The following is a 15,918-nucleotide window of genomic DNA, read 5'->3' on the forward strand; positions in this document are numbered from 1 at the left end:
AGCAGCCTGCACTTTATTATAGTGGATTAAATTTAGATTAGGACAAGGCGACAACGACCGCCGTGTACACCTAGTACATAAGGGAGTTGGCAACGCTGTACTAATCTAAATTTAATTCACTATATATGCCCTATTCACGGCAACGAAACCATACGACAACCCAATTCATCAACCGCCAAATACCCGCCTTTGCCGTCAAACCAATCGGGCAACACATAGCGCATCACACGGCGATTTTGAAACGTGTGTTCATGCACATTCGGTCGATGCGTGTGTCCATGAATGATGATTTGCGTGTCAGGAAACTGGCACAAAGCAGCCTGCACCCCTTGTTCGGTTACGTCCGAAATGCCGTAATTGTGTTGTTTTTGTTGGCGACTTTTGGCGCGAATTTGCTCGGCAATTTGCTTGCGTTTGGCAAACGGCAATCGCAGTAGCAGTTTGAGCACCAACGGATTACGAATAATCTTGCGATAACGCAAATAACGCACATCTTCGGTACACATTTCATCGCCATGCGTCAGTAAAACCATATTGCCGTGCAGCGATAAAGGTGTTTGCTCGGGCAGCAGCGTCATGCCTGCGCGTTGGGCATATGCCTTGCCCAGCGCAAAATCGCGGTTGCCTGCAATAAAATAAACAGGCGCAGTTTGGCTGAATGCGTGAATCTGTTGGGCGACTTGTTGCGCGGTTTGGCTGTCGTCATCGTCGCCCATCCACGCTTCAAATAAATCGCCCAAAATATACAACGCCGCCGCTTTGCCTGCTTGGTCGCGCAAAAATTGGGCAAACAAGTCATTTAAATCAGGCGTGTGGTCAGACAAATGTAAATCGGCAATCAACAAAGTGGGCTTCATATTCAAGCAGCCTGCACCATTTGTTGATATTGTTCGGGCGAAAATCCGACATAAACATGCGATTGATGCAGGCAAACAGGGCGTTTAATCACGCTTGGGTATTCACACATGAGCGCGATTGCCCCTTCGGTGCTTTGCGCTTGGGCTTGCTGTTCGGGCGTGAGTTTGCGCCATGTTGTGCCGCGTTTGTTGAGCAATACATCTAGCCCCACTTGCTGCAAGCAGCCTGCAATCCATTCGGGCGTGGGCGGTGTTTTTTTGAAGTCGTGAAAGGTGTAGGCGATGTGTTGTTCGTCCAACCAAACACGCGCTTTTTTGACGGTGGCGCAGTTGGCAATGCCGTATAAATCCATGATGATGTGCTTTCTTGGTGTAAATAAATCGCGCCATTGTACGAAATTCCGCTTTTTTTGTCTTGTCGCCAATCGCATTTACGGCTATGCTTTCGGTCTTTATCGCTTATGCCTAACCCAGTTCATTATACGGAGAGTTGCTATGAAAAAATGGCTCGTACCCAGTTTGGCTGCTGCATTATTGGCCGCCTGTTCGTCTGACCAAATTTCCAAATCCGATGTGCAAGACGCATTGGAACATTCGGCAAAAAATAGCGTTTGTGTTCCATTTAGATTGAACGTGGAACACCGCGCCCCCAACGAAGATGTGGCACAAAGCCAGCTAGGCATGCCAGAAGTACGCTTGCTCAAACGCTTGGACAACGGCAAACGCGCCAATCCCAAAGCAGTGGAGCAAATGGATATTTTGGTTAATGCAGGCATCTACGAAGAAGCCAAAGGCGAACGCATTGGCGAAGGTGACCACGCGATTCGTTACTTGGTGTATCGCTTAACCGATAAAGGTCGCGAATCGTTTTCCTTGTCACCACACGGTGCGTGGTTGTGCATTGGTAAACAGCGCGTAGAAAAAATCCACTATTTTACCGAGCCAACTCCAGCCAACGGCATCACCATTAGCCAAGTGTCGTATCAAGCCGAAATCCAAACCGAGCGTTGGGCGCGTAAATTGTTGCGCGACAATCCGCATTACGCAGGCTTGGAACAATCGTTGAACAAAAAAATCACTTTGGTTAAAACCAACGAAGGCTGGCGTGATGTGCGCGAATTGCGCCGCGGGCCGTACTAATTTGACCTTTTAAACGCCTGTTCATCGTGTTGATTTTGATGACAGGCGTTTTGTTGTGTGATGATGATTTGCTGCAAAAAGCAGCCTGCACTTTTATAGTGAATTAAATTCAAACTAGTACAGCGTTGCCAACTCCCTTATGTACTAACTGTACACGGCGGTCGTTGTCGCCTTGTCCTAGTTTGAATTTAATCCACTATATTCACAACGACTTCACTTTCAGGATAAGTAAAATGACCGCTTCACAACCTCAACCCACCACCGTTCACGCCCCCATGCGCATCATGGGCTTACAAGCGCGAACTTCACTAGACCAAGTTCACGCAACGCTCAACGATTTGTGGACGCGCTGGCAAAACGACAAAGCACAACGCTTGCCATCGTTCACGCTCACCACTTATTGCGTTTACCAATACGACGATGCCACGCCCAACGAAGTCTTGATTACCATTGGACGCATTGTCGCGCAAGATTTGCCCACACCGCCTTTTGCCGCGCTCACGATTTTGCCCGCGCAAGATTATGTGCGCTACGAAGCCACCGCCACCACGCCCGAAGCCGTGTTCGCGCAATGGCAAGCGATTGAGCAAGACCCGTCTATTCAACGCAGTTTTACCACCGATTTTGAAACCTATCCAATTAACGGCAACCCGAAAATTTATGTCGGCGTGCAGGCTGCTTTGAGCGAGTAAACGCAATGAAATTCAAATCTATCCAACCATTTTTGCAACAACTGCAATCGGTTTTGAATCGTTTGGACGCGATTTTGCCGCCCGAAGCGCGTGAACCCGATTGGCAAAACGCGATTGCTTTTCGCTGGCAAAAATCGGGCAATGCAGGCTGCTTGCACGCTTTACCGCATCCGCACACGTTTTCGCTCAACCGATTAGCCGCCATCAACACGCAAATGCAACAACTGGTTCGCAACACCGAGCAATTTCTACAAAATCGCCCAGCCAACAATGTTTTGCTGACTGGGGCACGTGGCACGGGCAAATCATCGCTCATCAAAGCCCTGTTGCACGAATACGCCGCACAAGGCTTGCGCCTGATTGAAGTGGATAAACACGATTTGACCACTTTGCCTGCGCTGTTGTCGTTGCTGGAATCGCGCCCCGAACGCTTTATTGTGTTTTGCGATGACTTGTCGTTTGAAGATGGCGAAGACGGCTACAAAGCCTTAAAAACCGCGTTGGACGGCAGTTTGTCGCGCCGAGCTGATAATGTGTTGGTGTATGCCACGTCCAATCGCCGCCACTTAATGCCCGAATACATGGCAGACAACGTGGGCAACGCAAACGAAGTCCACCCAAAAGAAGCGGTAGAAGAAAAAGTATCGCTGTCCGACCGCTTTGGCTTGTGGTTGAGCTTTTATCCATTTAGCCAAGACGATTATTTGGCAGCAGCAGCCAGTTGGCTAGACGATTTTGGTTTGACTTTGGACGACACGGCGCGTCAGGCCGCATTGAATTGGGCGCAAATGCGTGGCAGCCGTTCGGGGCGCACGGCATACCAATTCGCTTGCGATTGGGCTGGACGCTTGCCTGAACAGCGCACGGCTTTGTGAACAAAATCATAAAAATAAAATAGAAACTAGGTACACAAAACATGGGGCTTTTTACCCTTTTATTACTGGCTTTGGGCATGTCGGTTGATGCGTTTGCAGCGGCATTGGCTCGTGGCGCAAGCAGCCTGCACTTTACTTGGCAGCAAACACTCAAAACCGCATTGATTTTTGGCGTAGTAGAAAGCATTACGCCTTTGATTGGTTACACAGTAGGCAGCTTGGCACAACATTGGATTGAACAATACGACCACTGGCTCGCGTTTGGTTTACTTGCCGCGTTGGGCATTAAAATGATTGTGGGCGCATTGAGTGAAGACGATGACGCAACCGAAGCCAATCTACCAGCCAACAAAGGCTTGTGGTTCACGATTACCACCGCCATTGCCACCAGCATTGATTCCATGATTGTGGGCGTGGGCTTGGCGTTTTTAGACGTAAACATTTGGCTGACCGCGCTGGCGATTGGCTTGTCCACCACCATTATGGCAGCGATTGGCTTGCAACTGGGACGCGTATTAGGCACAAAAATCGGCAGTCGCGCCGAAATTGTTGGTGGCATCGTGTTGATTGGCATTGGCGTGTCTATTTTGCTGGAACACACAGGTTGGTTGCAGGCTGCTTTTTCAACAACAGGAACTTTATCATGAACCCTTTGATGACCGATTATCCACTTTCCACCCAACGCACGCCCGTGATTGTGGCGTTGGATTTTGCCAACGAACACGACACGCTACAATTTGTACGCCAGCTATCGCCCGATTTATGCCAGCTCAAAATCGGCAAAGAATTGTTTACCGCCACAGGCAGACAACTGGTAGAAAAACTGGTACATCAAGGCTTTAAGCTGTTTTTGGATTTAAAATACCACGACATTCCCAACACCGTTGCCCAAGCCTGCAAAGTGGCTGCCGACATGGGCGTGTGGCTGGTGGACATGCACGCATTGGGCGGACGGCGCATGATGGAAGCTGCTGCCAATGCCGTTGCCAACCAATTGCATCGCCCCTATTTGATTGGCGTTACCGTGCTAACCAGTATGGAACAAACCGACCTTGCCGAATTGGGCTACACACAATCGCCCGAACAATTGGTATCGCAATGGGCTGCATTGGCACAACAATCGGGCTTGGACGGCGTGGTGTGTTCCGCACACGAAGCTGCCCTGCTGCGCCAACAACGCGGCGATGACTTTTTGCTGGTAACGCCAGGTATTCGCTTGGACGTGGCAGGCAATAGCGATGACCAACGCCGCATTATGACACCACAACAAGCCTTGTCCGCAGGCGCAAGCTATTTGGTGATGGGCAGACCGATTGTGCAGGCTGCTAATCCTGCGGCGGTGTTGCGCGAAATCAATTCAGGTTTAGTTTAATTCAATCAAACAAATAAAAATGCAGGCTACTTTGGCGAGCGATTTTTCACTCAAAAGCAGCCTGCACTTTATTATTGATACAGTTTGAAACCTTTGCAAAACCCCAGATTTGAGCATAGTTCAAAGTGATAGCATCGCAGAACGCGCAGATAATATTGAAATATTTTCAAGCGTCCGAGAAGCGCATCACGAAGAAATATGCCGAAGATGGGGTTTTTGCAACAGTTTCAGTTTAGAAGTAATACGACACACCTACATTAATCGCAGGAATCACGCGGTATTTGCCAATGCGGTCTTCAATTTTATCGCGCTCAGCGTTTACACGTTCATTCACTTTGGCTGCGGCATCTGCACCACCTTCTTGCACTGTCAATTTATCGTTCAGGCTAGAACTCAAATCAACGCTCACTTTTGGTTTGCCGATATAGATACCCAAATCAGCATTAAAGCCAAATGTGCCAGCTTCGCGTTTTTTGGCATTATGACCCCAGCCAATGCCAATGTAAGGCGACACAGCAGGATAGCGCACCGAAGCATTCACTTTGTCGTTGTTGTCTGTGGTTACTTGATACGTTTTGCCACCAATGGTAAACGATTGCGTGGTGTTGCCGATGCCCTGCCCTGTCGCTTCCACTTTGGTGCGTCCAAAGCTCAAACCAGCAGTCAAGCGGAACGAATTGGCAAATGGATAAAAATCGCCATACAAATTGAATTTATTGCTACTCAACTTGCCTGAATAGCGAATCGCATCTTCGTCAAATTTCCGTGTGATGCGCCCCATAGTCGTAAAATCACCACGCACACCAAATTGCTCGTTAATGCCATAGCCCACACCCACACCAAAACCTGGTACACCTGCTGTGCCATAAATTTCCACACCAGCGGCATCGTCTGCCCATGCTGTACCAACCGACAACGCCAACAACAAACTCGCTAAATATTTGGTTTTCAACATCTCTTTCTCCTAACCAAAAAATGAAACAATGTGTTATGCAGCCTTATCTGTCCCGACTCTGATGAACCCAAACCCATAAACTGCGACAACTATTGTAACCATTTTTTTACCAAAATAAACTCATTTTTTAAAATACGCCATTATTTTGCACAAAACCGTTGCAAATTAAACAAAAGCAGCCTGCATTTTCATCAAACAAAAAATGCAGGCTGCTTTTTGTATTTTATCCATTCATAAATCAATATTTTTGCTATGTTTATTTTGCTATGGAATAAGCCAACATGATGCCACGCGCGAAATTCTCCCCACATTTTGCAAGATAAACCCACTTACTATTTATTTCATACCGTGCAACAAAGTTTCAAATCCTGCTTATTGCAAGCAGGATTTTTTACAACTGTGCAAATTGAGCAATCTCATCGCTGGCTATTATAGTGAATTAAATTTAGAACCTGTATTCACAAAAATGATAAAATATCTTTATGACTAGAAAATCCTACCCAACAGACTTAACAGATGCCCAATGGCAAGCGATTGAGCCATATTTTAACCAGCTACGCCACTACAAATGGGATAAACGTCAATTAGTGAATGCCGTTTTGTACATGACCAAAACAGGTTGCCAGTGGCGTATGCTGCCCAATGATTTTCCACCTTATTCAACCGTATGGAGTTTCTATCGCAGAGCCAATCAATCAGGCTTATGGGATAGAATTCTTTTGGCATTGGTTCAAAAAAACGTTTAATCCATCAAAAACAAGCAATGCCAACTTATGCCATTATTGATTCACAAAGTGTCAAAACAGCTTCTAGCGCACATGATAAAGGGTTTGATGGCGGTAAAAAATCAAAGGTCGTAAGCGACATATAGCTGTTGATACGTTGGGTAATCTATAGTGGATTAAATTTAGATTAGGACAAGGCGACAACGACCGCCGTGTACACCTAGTACATAAGGGAGTTGGCAACGCTGTACTAATCTAAATTTAATTCACTATATTGTCTGTTGTGGTTCATGCAGCCAATATTCATGACACAAAAGCAGGTATTCTTGTAGCAAAAAAAGCGTTTGAGACCTATCCGAGTTTAAAAGGTTTCTGTGCAGACGCAGGTTATCGGAATACATTTGAGCGTGAAGTATCAGAGCAATTGGGTTTAACTGTTGAGATTTCAAAGAGAATTCAAGATATTTCTTGGCATATTCTGCCCAAACGTTGGATTGTAGAACGAACGTTTGCATGGTTAGGTTGGTCTGGACGTTTAGCAAAAGATTTTGAGCAGACGAATTTATCTGCTGAAAATTTTGTTAAACTAGGGGCTATTGACAATTCAAAAAAAGAGGCAAAGGATTTAAGATATTGTTTCCACACAACCATCCTAAACCTTTGCCATGTCCCGAAACACGCTTACAAATGAAACATGGTCAAGACTGTTACCTATTTTGAAACAGCTTGGCATTTATCGCAAGAAAAATTTACGCAAAACAGTAGAAGGTATCCTGTTTCGCTTACGTACAGGCTGCCAATGGGCTGATATACCTAGTTATTTTGGTAAAGCAAACAGCCTTTACCAAAGTTTCAATCACTGGTCTAAACGCGGTATTTTTACCAAATTATTTAAACATTTGGCAGATACACCCGATATAGAATGGGTCTTTATGGACGGTAGCCATATCCGTGTTCATCAACACGGCATGGGTAAAAAATCCATTGTGCATCAAGCTGTCGGTAAGAGTATCGGAGGTCATACGTCTAAAATTCATTTAGCGGTTGATGCTTGTGGTAATCCAATTGAATTTATGATTACAGCTGGTAATGTAAATGAGATTGTTGTTGCGCCTGATTTATTGGCACAATTGGACTTAAGTGATAATGAAACCGTGTGTGCTGATAGAGGTTTTGACAGTGATACTTTTCGTCGGTTAATTCATTCTAAACAAAGTAAAGCCAATATTCCATATAAGAAAAATAGAGAACATCTTAATGTGGACACAGATTGGTATTTATATAAAATCAGGCACTTGGTAGAAAATGCTTTTGCACGATTAAAGCATTTTCGTGCGCTGGCAACACGGTACGATAAATTAAAACGTAATTATGAAAGTACCGTGTCATTAGCTTGTGCTTTGATTTGGTTGAAATTATAGCTAAAATGTCATTAGCCCTTAGTTATCTAGGACAGCCCCAATACAAAAGCAGCCTGCACTTTAAATGAGCAAAAGTGCAGGCTGCTTTTTTACATTTCGCGCAAGTATTGTATCGCCGACAACACCGCTTTTTCTGTGAATAATTCAATTGTCGGCACAACCGAACCGCGAGAACCACCCACATTCAACACGCTAGTCCGATGACGTTGCACAAATTCTGCAATGTGTTTGCCAGCGATTTCAGGCAGCAGTACGGACGAATCGAGCAGCAAATATGGTTTGCGCTGAGAAATGCAGGTTTTTAGCGTCAATTCCGTGCCGCTACCAAGCGCGATTTCCGTGTGATAAACGATAACAGTCGCGTCGCTGTCTAGCACATTTTGGCGCGTGCGTTTACGGTAGCCTGCGCCAACGAGCGGCGTAACGGGATAATGCGGTGGAATTTCACCGTCTTCCGCGTGGCGGTCTTCGGGACACCAGCCACCGCATTCGCAACGTGCCACATCAGCACAGGCGGAACAGCATTTCCAATCGCCCGATACTGCCGATTATCCGATACACAATCAAATTGAAAATTCAACGGAAATGATTGAATATTTGCGGCTTCTCGTGGCGAAAAACGGCGGTAGCGTTCGCCAACCATTAACACAGGGTCTGTGCCGTTCAAACTCACTTTTGCCAAATGCGAACTAATGGTATTGCAAGGCTGTTCAATGTCTTGCACCCGCCCTTTGTTCATTTTTTCGCGAACCCGCAACATACCATTCACCGCTTTCTGACTGAAAAACTATTTTTCATCGTGATTTGCCTGTTCATCTAACGCATATTTCAATGGGATTTTTTCAGGCAGCGTTTCAGGAAATTGAAACTTGAAAAAATCTTCATCATCGCGAAAACCAACAATAAACACACGCTCACGTTTTTGCGGTACACCAAATTCAGACGCATTCAATAATTTAAAATGAATGTGATAGCCTGCCTGTTCAAATTCACGAATAATCATCGGAAACGCCTGTTTTTGATTGGCAGAAAGCAAACCTTTTACATTTTCCGCAATGAAAAATCTCGGTTTTTTCTCTTTCAAAACCTTAACCATTTCAAAAAATAGCGTGCCTTTTTCATCTTTATAGCCCAAACGTGGCGGATTTTGTGCCACGATAGAAAACGACTGACACGGAAAACCGCCCAATAAAATATCGTGTTCAGGCAGCTCGCCAGCGACAATATCGCGAACGTCTTTAATTTCCGCTTGATGTGAAAAATTGGCATTGTAAATTTTGACAGCGTAAGGGTCGTAGTCGGCAGCGTAGGCAATTTCAAACGGCAATTTTGCGTAATGGTTTCCTAAATAATGGAAATCGCCCAAAATGCCTTTGTCCATGCCCCCACAACCGCAAAATAAGGACACTACTCGGAACATGACACCTCCAATAAGGGCTGCCATTCTCCTGCTTGTGGCGTAAATTCAACGGTTAAGCTGCTATCTACTTTAATCAAATTATCGTGATATTTTTGAACAGGATTTTGAATAATGAAAATATTTTTACTGCTTTCATTCATCACTAAATAATAAATAAAATAGCGGTCGCCCAAAGTTTCCGCACTGTCCCATTCATTTGGCGTTAATTTAAAACGATTGCTGTTAATTGCTTTTTTAGAGCGTGTGCTTTTCACTTCAATGTAACGCTTATTTTTTTCAATTTCAATGCTTTGCAAATCGTAACCTACACCCAAAGATGTAGGAATTTTGTTAATTAAATGCTGGCGATTAGATTTGCCTTTTGTACGCAAATATTCGTGTGCCAAAATCAAAGTTTCGCCTAAATCGCCAATGATTTTAGTAGAAACCGATTCTTGCCCTTTCATTTTGGCGTAATACTCTTGAATTAAGGCAGCAATATCTGCTTTTTCTGTTTCATTTAAAGACGGTTCAAATTCAGCAATATTGTCAAATTGATTAACGTAATCAAACCATTTTTTCTCTAATACTGTGATTTCGCGAGCAGAAATTTCTTGTTTTCCATAAAAATCAGCATATTGATTAAACCAAGCTGTATTATCTAAATGACGTTTAATGAAGTCTGTGTTATCTGTATTTAAATAATAATGCCCTGTTCCTTTTGTTTTCAATAAATTAGCTAAAACCATATAATCCAAAATATCACCTGCATAACGATACACATCGCCCGAAGACGGATAATTACCACTTTCGGTTTTTAATTGCTCATATTTATGATTGTAGCTAACTTTATTTTCTCTATTTTCAATAATTTGTTTAGCCACATCATTAGCCGTTTTGGTTTGATGACTGGTTACACGCAAATCAAAATAAGCACATTGCGTTAATTCTTCGGCGGTTAAATAAAATGGTTTGTCGCTTAATTTGCAGGCTGCCTGAAAAATTTGCAAAATAAATTGGCAAGGTCTAAATTGGCAAGGTCTAAATTGAATGCCATTTTGAATTTGTGCTATAACTGCGTGGCTTTTATTGTGTCCAGCAGGATATTGAAAGCTATACAAAAAATAATTGAAAAATTCATCAAGAAATTGATTTTCAGCCAGCCTTTTTGCCATTTTGCTCGGCAATAATTCATTATTTTCGGTTTCTTGAATAAACGAAAATAAGGCAGCAATTTCAGTACGCCAGTTGTTAATCGTTTTTTGTTCAGCCGTTTGGTTTTTAACAAAATTTCTTAAAACGGCATTTAATTGTTCGTTAAATGCCTTTTCAGGCAGCTTGCCCAAATCAGAAATGCTGTTCGCCACATAAAGCAATACTTCTTCTACATTGCTTTTAAAACGTGGGCGAATGTGATGTAAACGGAAAAAATATTCTTCGGGGATTTGATAAGTTTCACTCATAAATATTCTCTTATTTTCAATGCAATCGTTTTGGCAAGCATAGGCGGAACGGCATTTCCCACTTGTTTATATTGACTGGTTTTTGTACCTAAAAAGATAAAATCATCGGGAAATGATTGAATTCTTGCACTTTCTCGCACGGTTGGCACACGATTAAATTCATAATGAAAATGATGACGGTGTCCCGTATCAATCGTAAAACTGGGTTTTTGGCTGTTTAATCGTGTCCATGCAATATTCACGTTTCGCGTTTGGCGTAAATGTTCAGGCAAGTTTTTGTAGTTGCCACCGTCTGGCACTAATGCAATGATTTCTTTGGTTTTATCATTGTGTACGGTAATTTGATGATTGAATAAACCTGTGCTGTTTTGGCGCATTTGTTGCTGATAGTTGCTGCTGCCTGAAAGCGGATAGTTTTCGCCGTCTGCAACGGAATAATCAGGCAAATCAGAAATGGCTTGTTCTGCGGTAATGTGTTGTTTTACTGTGGCTTGTGGAAATTCAAATCGTGTGCCATTTTTAAAACCAACAAAAAAAGCACGTCTGCGGTTTTGTGGTACGCCAAAATCTGATGCCATTAAAATTTAACTGCTGACGGTGTAGCCCAGTTGTTCAAAATCTTGCGTAATTTGTTCTTTAATCAAGCCTTTTCCCATTGACATCATATTGGGGACGTTTTCCATCAAAAACGCTTTGGGCCGATAAAAACGGACAAATTCCACAAACGATTTGTAAAGCTGATTGCGTTCATCATCAATCATGCGTTTACCCGCAATAGAAAAGCCTTGACACGGCGGACCGCCGATAATCACATCAATTTGATTGATTTGGGTTTGTTGGCTGATTTGTTCGGGCGTGGTTGTGAATAAGTCGGCAACAATGCCTTGTGTGTTTTGATGTGTGGCGGTGTAGGTTTTAATCGCGTCTTGCCAAGCATCAATGCCGAGTTTGACATCAAATCCTGCCTGAATAAAACCGAGCGATAAACCGCCACAACCGCAAAATAAATCTAATACTGTGGGTTTGGATTGCATTTTGAAAATGTATTTAAAAAAGTTGCTTATTCTACCTGAAAAAATCTTTCAGGCTGCCTGAACATTTCAAACAATCACATCACAAGAGAACCTTCTCAATCCCCCCATTGTTCGCCTTTTCCACAAACTCATTCTGCCAATTCTCGCCCAAGATTTTCTTCGCCATTTCAATCACAATGTAATCGGCTGGCAAATTATTATCATCTTGATAACGGCTCAAACCTTGCAAACACGCAGGACACGATGTCAGCATTTTTACAGGTTCGCCTTGCGGTAATTGCGCCAAATTTTTCTCAATTTCTTCTTGTTTGCGGAATTTGACTTGCGTGGCGATGTCGGGGCGTTTCACGGCAAACATACCACTTTCGCCGCAACAACGGTCGCTCAACACCACATTTTGCCCCATCAATTCGCTGGCGAGTTTCGTGCCGTCCATCGTTTTGATTGGCGTGTGGCAAGGATTGTGATACAGATATTGCTGCCCTTTTACGCCGTCCAATTTGATGTTTTTTTCCAGCAAAAATTCATGAATATCAATAATGCGGCAATTCGGGAAAATGTCTTCAAAACGGTATTCCGCCAGCGCGTCGTAACACGTTCCGCAACTCACAACGACGGTTTTAATATCCAAATAATTCAAGGTATTAGCCATGCGATGAAACAACACGCGGTTTTCCGTAACCATATTATTGGCTTTGTCTTTGTCGCCGCTTGCGTTTTGTGGATAACCGCAGCACAGATAACCTGGCGGCAACACCGTTTGCACACTAGCGTGATACAACATCGCTTGCGTGGCTAAACCGACTTGGCTAAACAATTTTTCCGAACCGCAGCCTGGGAAATAAAACACCGCTTCCGCGTCTTCGGGCAATTCAGGATTGCGAATAATCGGAATCGTCTTATTGTCTTCCAAACCGAGCAATGAACGCGCCGTTCGTAACGGCACATTGCGCGGTAATGGGCGGTTGATGAAATGGATAACTTGTTCCACCACTTTGGCTTTTTGCGTGGTCGCTTTCGGTTCGGCTTTTTGTTTTTTCGCGCCGATGTGGAATTGTTGTCCCAAATCGTAGGCTAAATTTTGCGCTTTAAAACTCGCGTCAATCACGCCCACGCGCAAGGCTTTCACGGCAACTGGATTTTTCGCATTCAAAAACGCCATACCCATTTCCGCAATCGGATTGAATTTCGCCTTACCCGATTTTTTCAAAAAGGCGCGAATATCCACGGTTACATCGCCAAAATCAATATTGACAGGACACGGTTTCACGCAGCGATGGCAAACCGTGCAATGGTCGCCAATATTGCCCAATTCATCAAAATGCTTCATGGAAACGCCGCGCCGCGTTTGTTCTTCATACAAAAATGCTTCGGCAAGCAGGCCCACGCCTAAAATTTTATTTCTTGGCGAATACAACAGGTTAGCGCGTGGAACGTGGGTTGAACAAACAGGTTTACATTTGCCACAACGCAAGCAATCTTTAACCGCATGGGTAATCTGCCCCAAATGCGATTGCTCCATAATCAGGCTTTCAAAGCTCAACAATTCAAAAGACGGCGTGTAGGCGTTGCGTAAATCCGAGCCTTTCATCAATTTGCCGCGATTGAAATAGCCTTTTGGGTCAATGGATTGCTTGTAATCCCAAAACGGCTGCATTTCTTCGTCTGACAAAAATTCCAGTTTTGTGATGCCAATACCGTGTTCGCCTGAAATCACACCGTTCAGGCTGCGTGCAATATCCATAATTCGTGCAACGGCTTTGTGCGCGGTTTGCAACATTTCGTAATCATCTGAATTTACAGGAATATTGGTATGCACATTACCGTCCCCTGCGTGCATATGCAGCGCGACAAACACGCGACCGCGCACGGTTTTGGCGTGGATTTTGCCCAAACCTGCCATGATTTTCGTGTCGGCTTTACCGCTAAAAATTTCGGCAAGCGGTTTCATCACATCTTCCTTAATGGAAACACGCAGCCTGAAATCGCGGAACGCAATAAAACAGCTTTCTCTCGGTTTTGCTTCGGGCGCAACCACAATGTGATTGCCGTAACGCGCCTGATATTCCGACAAGGGTGCGTCCAAATTGTCCAACAACCATTGCCATTGTTCCTGCACATCATTGACAAATTTCAGTGCGTGGTTGGCACGTTCGCCCAACAATTCGCTTTTTGGCAAATCGCTGTCCAACTGCTCAACGGGCAGGCTGCCTGAAAGATATTGAATCAACGCGGCGCACAATTTCAATTTATTTTGAATGGATAATTCAATGTTAATGCGTTCAATGCCGTCCGAATATTCGCCCAAACGCTCCAACGGAATAACCACGTCTTCATTGATTTTAAAGGCATTTGTGTGTTTCGCAATCGCGGCGGTGCGTGAACGGTCAAGCCAAAAAGTTTTGCGTTGTTCGGGCGAAATCGCGATAAAGCCTTCGCCGTCTCGCGCTTGCGCCAGTTTGACGATGTGTTCCGCAGCAGCCTGCACCGCGTTTTCATCGTCCGACACAATATCCGCAATCAACACCATTTTCGGGCGACCCTTGCCAGCCGCTTTCGTGGCATAACCGACCGCGCGAACATATCGCCAATCCAAATGCTCCAAACCTGCCAAACGCACCGATTCATGCGCCAACATAAAATCGCGAATTTCCACGATTGACGGCGTGGCGTTGGCAACCGTGCCGAAAAATTCCAAACAAACCGTGCGCGTGTGGGCTGGCATTTTGTGCAATACAAACGCCACGCTCGTGATAATGCCGTCCGTGCCTTCTTTTTGCACCCCCGGTAAACCGCTTAAAAATTTATCGGTAACGTCTTTGCCCAAACCCACTTTGCGGAATTTGCTGCCTGAAATTTCCAAACGCTTGGTTTTGGCAATGGTTTTGCCGTCATCTTTGAGCGTGTGAACGTCAAAAATGGCGGTTTCTTCATCGTGGATTTTGCCGAAATTGTGGCGTACACGTTCAATCAACAGCCATTCGCCCTGTGGATTGACCATTTTCCAATACGCCAAATTGTCCAACGCCGTCCCCCACAACACGGCTTTTTTGCCGCCTGCGTTCATCGCCACATTGCCGCCCACGCAAGACGCATCGGCGGAAGTCGGGTCTACCGCAAACACGAGTTTCGCGGCGTGTGCGGTTTCCTCAACGCGTCTGGTTACTACGCCCGCTCCACAATGAATGATGGGATACGAGCCTTCTAAACCTGCCAATTCCACAAATTGCACGCCATTGTGTCGGTCTAATTTTTCCGTGTTAATCACGGCAGACATTGCGTCCAAAGGCACAGCACCGCCCGTGTAACCCGTGCCGCCGCCGCGTGGAATAATCGTTAATTCCAATTCAATCAAAGCGCGAACCAATGGCGCAATCTCATCTTCGGTGTCGGGGTTAATCACAACAAACGGATATTCCACGCGCCAGTCGGTCGCATCGGTAACGTGGGTTACACGCGCCAAACCGTCAAACATAATGTTATGTTTTTTCGTGATTTTGCTTAAACGCGCCAAGATTTGTTCGCGTTTTAATTTGGTCTCGGCAAAACTGTTGTCAAATTTATTTACCGCGCTTTCGGCTGCCTGAACTAATTTCAAAACGTCCGAATTATCATCGCGGCGTTTATCAATTTCGTTCAAACGATGTCGCATGGCTTGTACCAAATCGGCTTGGCGTTTTGGGTGTTCCAACAAATCGTCCACCAAATACGGATTGCGAACCACCGCCCAAATATCGCCCAACACTTCAAACAACATTCGGGCTGAACGTCCTGTTTTGCGTTGGGCGCGGAGATTGTTTAATGCGTCCCAAGCGTATTCGCCTAGCAAACGGCAAACGATTTCTTTGTCGGAATAGGAAGTATAGTTGTAGGGGATTTCACGGATTCGCGGGGCGGCGGTGGTGTGGGTGGTGGCGGTCATGAGTGTTCCTGTGGTTTTATAGTGTGTGAAATTTAAAGCACTATATATAATTGTAAAAAAATG

Annotated in this window: 16 protein-coding genes and 1 pseudogene; 8 read left to right on the plus strand and 9 right to left on the minus strand. The window is 44.7% G+C overall.

Translation table 11 applies throughout. The features are described from left to right. Window positions 1–134: 134 nt before the first annotated feature. Both DQN52_RS08680 and DQN52_RS08685 read right to left on the minus strand, forming a co-directional pair. Complete coding sequence (locus DQN52_RS08680; protein WP_003786490.1) at window positions 135–857, minus strand: UDP-2,3-diacylglucosamine diphosphatase; 723 nt, start codon at window positions 855–857, stop codon at window positions 135–137. Window positions 858–859: 2 nt separating this feature from the next. After that, on the minus strand, window positions 860–1,210 hold the full coding sequence (locus DQN52_RS08685) for an ArsC family reductase (RefSeq protein ID WP_003790616.1): 351 nt from the start codon (window positions 1,208–1,210) through the stop codon (window positions 860–862). Between the two features lie 142 nt (window positions 1,211–1,352). Here DQN52_RS08685 and DQN52_RS08690 point away from each other — a divergent pair, with 142 nt between their 5' ends. From DQN52_RS08690 to pyrF, 5 genes are all read left to right on the plus strand, one after another. Further along, on the plus strand, window positions 1,353–1,997 hold the full coding sequence (locus DQN52_RS08690; RefSeq protein WP_003786485.1) for a hypothetical protein: 645 nt from the start codon (window positions 1,353–1,355) through the stop codon (window positions 1,995–1,997). A 233-nt stretch (window positions 1,998–2,230) separates the two neighbouring features. Further along, window positions 2,231–2,689, plus strand: coding sequence for a GyrI-like domain-containing protein (locus DQN52_RS08695; protein WP_003786483.1), 459 nt, complete (start codon window positions 2,231–2,233; stop codon window positions 2,687–2,689). A gap of 5 nt (window positions 2,690–2,694) precedes the next feature. After that, on the plus strand, window positions 2,695–3,564 hold the full coding sequence (locus tag DQN52_RS08700; RefSeq protein WP_003786481.1) for an ATP-binding protein: 870 nt from the start codon (window positions 2,695–2,697) through the stop codon (window positions 3,562–3,564). Window positions 3,565–3,605: 41 nt separating this feature from the next. After that, a complete protein-coding gene (locus tag DQN52_RS08705) occupies window positions 3,606–4,211 on the plus strand; it encodes a manganese efflux pump MntP (RefSeq protein ID WP_003786480.1) in 606 nt (201 codons plus the stop codon). Continuing rightward, complete coding sequence (gene pyrF / locus DQN52_RS08710; RefSeq protein ID WP_003786478.1) at window positions 4,208–4,936, plus strand: orotidine-5'-phosphate decarboxylase; 729 nt, start codon at window positions 4,208–4,210, stop codon at window positions 4,934–4,936. Before DQN52_RS08705 ends, pyrF begins: the two co-directional genes overlap by 4 nt. Before the next feature lie 232 nt (window positions 4,937–5,168). Here the strand turns inward: pyrF and DQN52_RS08715 are convergent, their stop codons facing one another. Continuing rightward, window positions 5,169–5,891, minus strand: coding sequence for a hypothetical protein (locus DQN52_RS08715; protein WP_003786475.1), 723 nt, complete (start codon window positions 5,889–5,891; stop codon window positions 5,169–5,171). Between the two features lie 482 nt (window positions 5,892–6,373). On the opposite strand from DQN52_RS08715, the gene DQN52_RS08720 reads away from it, so the two are divergent. From DQN52_RS08720 to DQN52_RS08730, 3 genes are all read left to right on the plus strand, one after another. Next, window positions 6,374–6,637, plus strand: coding sequence for a transposase (locus DQN52_RS08720; protein WP_071461654.1), 264 nt, complete (start codon window positions 6,374–6,376; stop codon window positions 6,635–6,637). 253 nt (window positions 6,638–6,890) lie between these two features. After that, on the plus strand, window positions 6,891–7,307 hold the full coding sequence (locus DQN52_RS11390; RefSeq protein ID WP_155114364.1) for a transposase: 417 nt from the start codon (window positions 6,891–6,893) through the stop codon (window positions 7,305–7,307). Next, on the plus strand, window positions 7,282–8,037 hold the full coding sequence (locus DQN52_RS08730; protein WP_111694402.1) for an IS5 family transposase: 756 nt from the start codon (window positions 7,282–7,284) through the stop codon (window positions 8,035–8,037). The genes DQN52_RS11390 and DQN52_RS08730 overlap by 26 nt, the downstream gene beginning before the upstream one ends. Before the next feature lie 89 nt (window positions 8,038–8,126). Here DQN52_RS08730 and DQN52_RS08735 read toward each other — a convergent pair whose 3' ends face one another. The 6 genes and pseudogenes from DQN52_RS08735 to DQN52_RS08755 form a co-directional block, all read right to left on the minus strand. Next, entirely contained in the window at window positions 8,127–8,480 is a 354-nt protein-coding gene (locus tag DQN52_RS08735; protein ID WP_231954233.1) for a putative molybdenum carrier protein, read from the minus strand. After that, a complete protein-coding gene (locus DQN52_RS11220) occupies window positions 8,408–8,797 on the minus strand; it encodes a DNA cytosine methyltransferase (protein ID WP_003786467.1) in 390 nt (129 codons plus the stop codon). Before DQN52_RS11220 ends, DQN52_RS08735 begins: the two co-directional genes overlap by 73 nt. A 27-nt stretch (window positions 8,798–8,824) precedes the next feature. Further along, window positions 8,825–9,457, minus strand: coding sequence for a DNA cytosine methyltransferase (locus DQN52_RS11225; RefSeq protein ID WP_071461621.1), 633 nt, complete (start codon window positions 9,455–9,457; stop codon window positions 8,825–8,827). Next, window positions 9,445–10,899 (minus strand): protein NO VEIN domain-containing protein, encoded by a 1,455-nt coding sequence (locus DQN52_RS08745; protein WP_003786462.1) that lies wholly within the window; start codon window positions 10,897–10,899, stop codon window positions 9,445–9,447. Before DQN52_RS08745 ends, DQN52_RS11225 begins: the two co-directional genes overlap by 13 nt. Further along, window positions 10,896–11,933 (minus strand): annotated as a pseudogene (locus tag DQN52_RS08750) (DNA cytosine methyltransferase). The gene DQN52_RS08745 and the pseudogene DQN52_RS08750 overlap by 4 nt, the downstream one beginning before the upstream one ends. Window positions 11,934–12,012: 79 nt before the next feature. Next, on the minus strand, window positions 12,013–15,855 hold the full coding sequence (locus DQN52_RS08755) for a DUF3683 domain-containing protein (RefSeq protein ID WP_003786457.1): 3,843 nt from the start codon (window positions 15,853–15,855) through the stop codon (window positions 12,013–12,015). Between the last annotated feature and the right edge of the window lie 63 nt (window positions 15,856–15,918).

It is taken from the genome of Kingella kingae (assembly GCF_900475905.1).
Classification (GTDB): Bacteria; Pseudomonadota; Gammaproteobacteria; order Burkholderiales; family Neisseriaceae; genus Kingella; species Kingella kingae.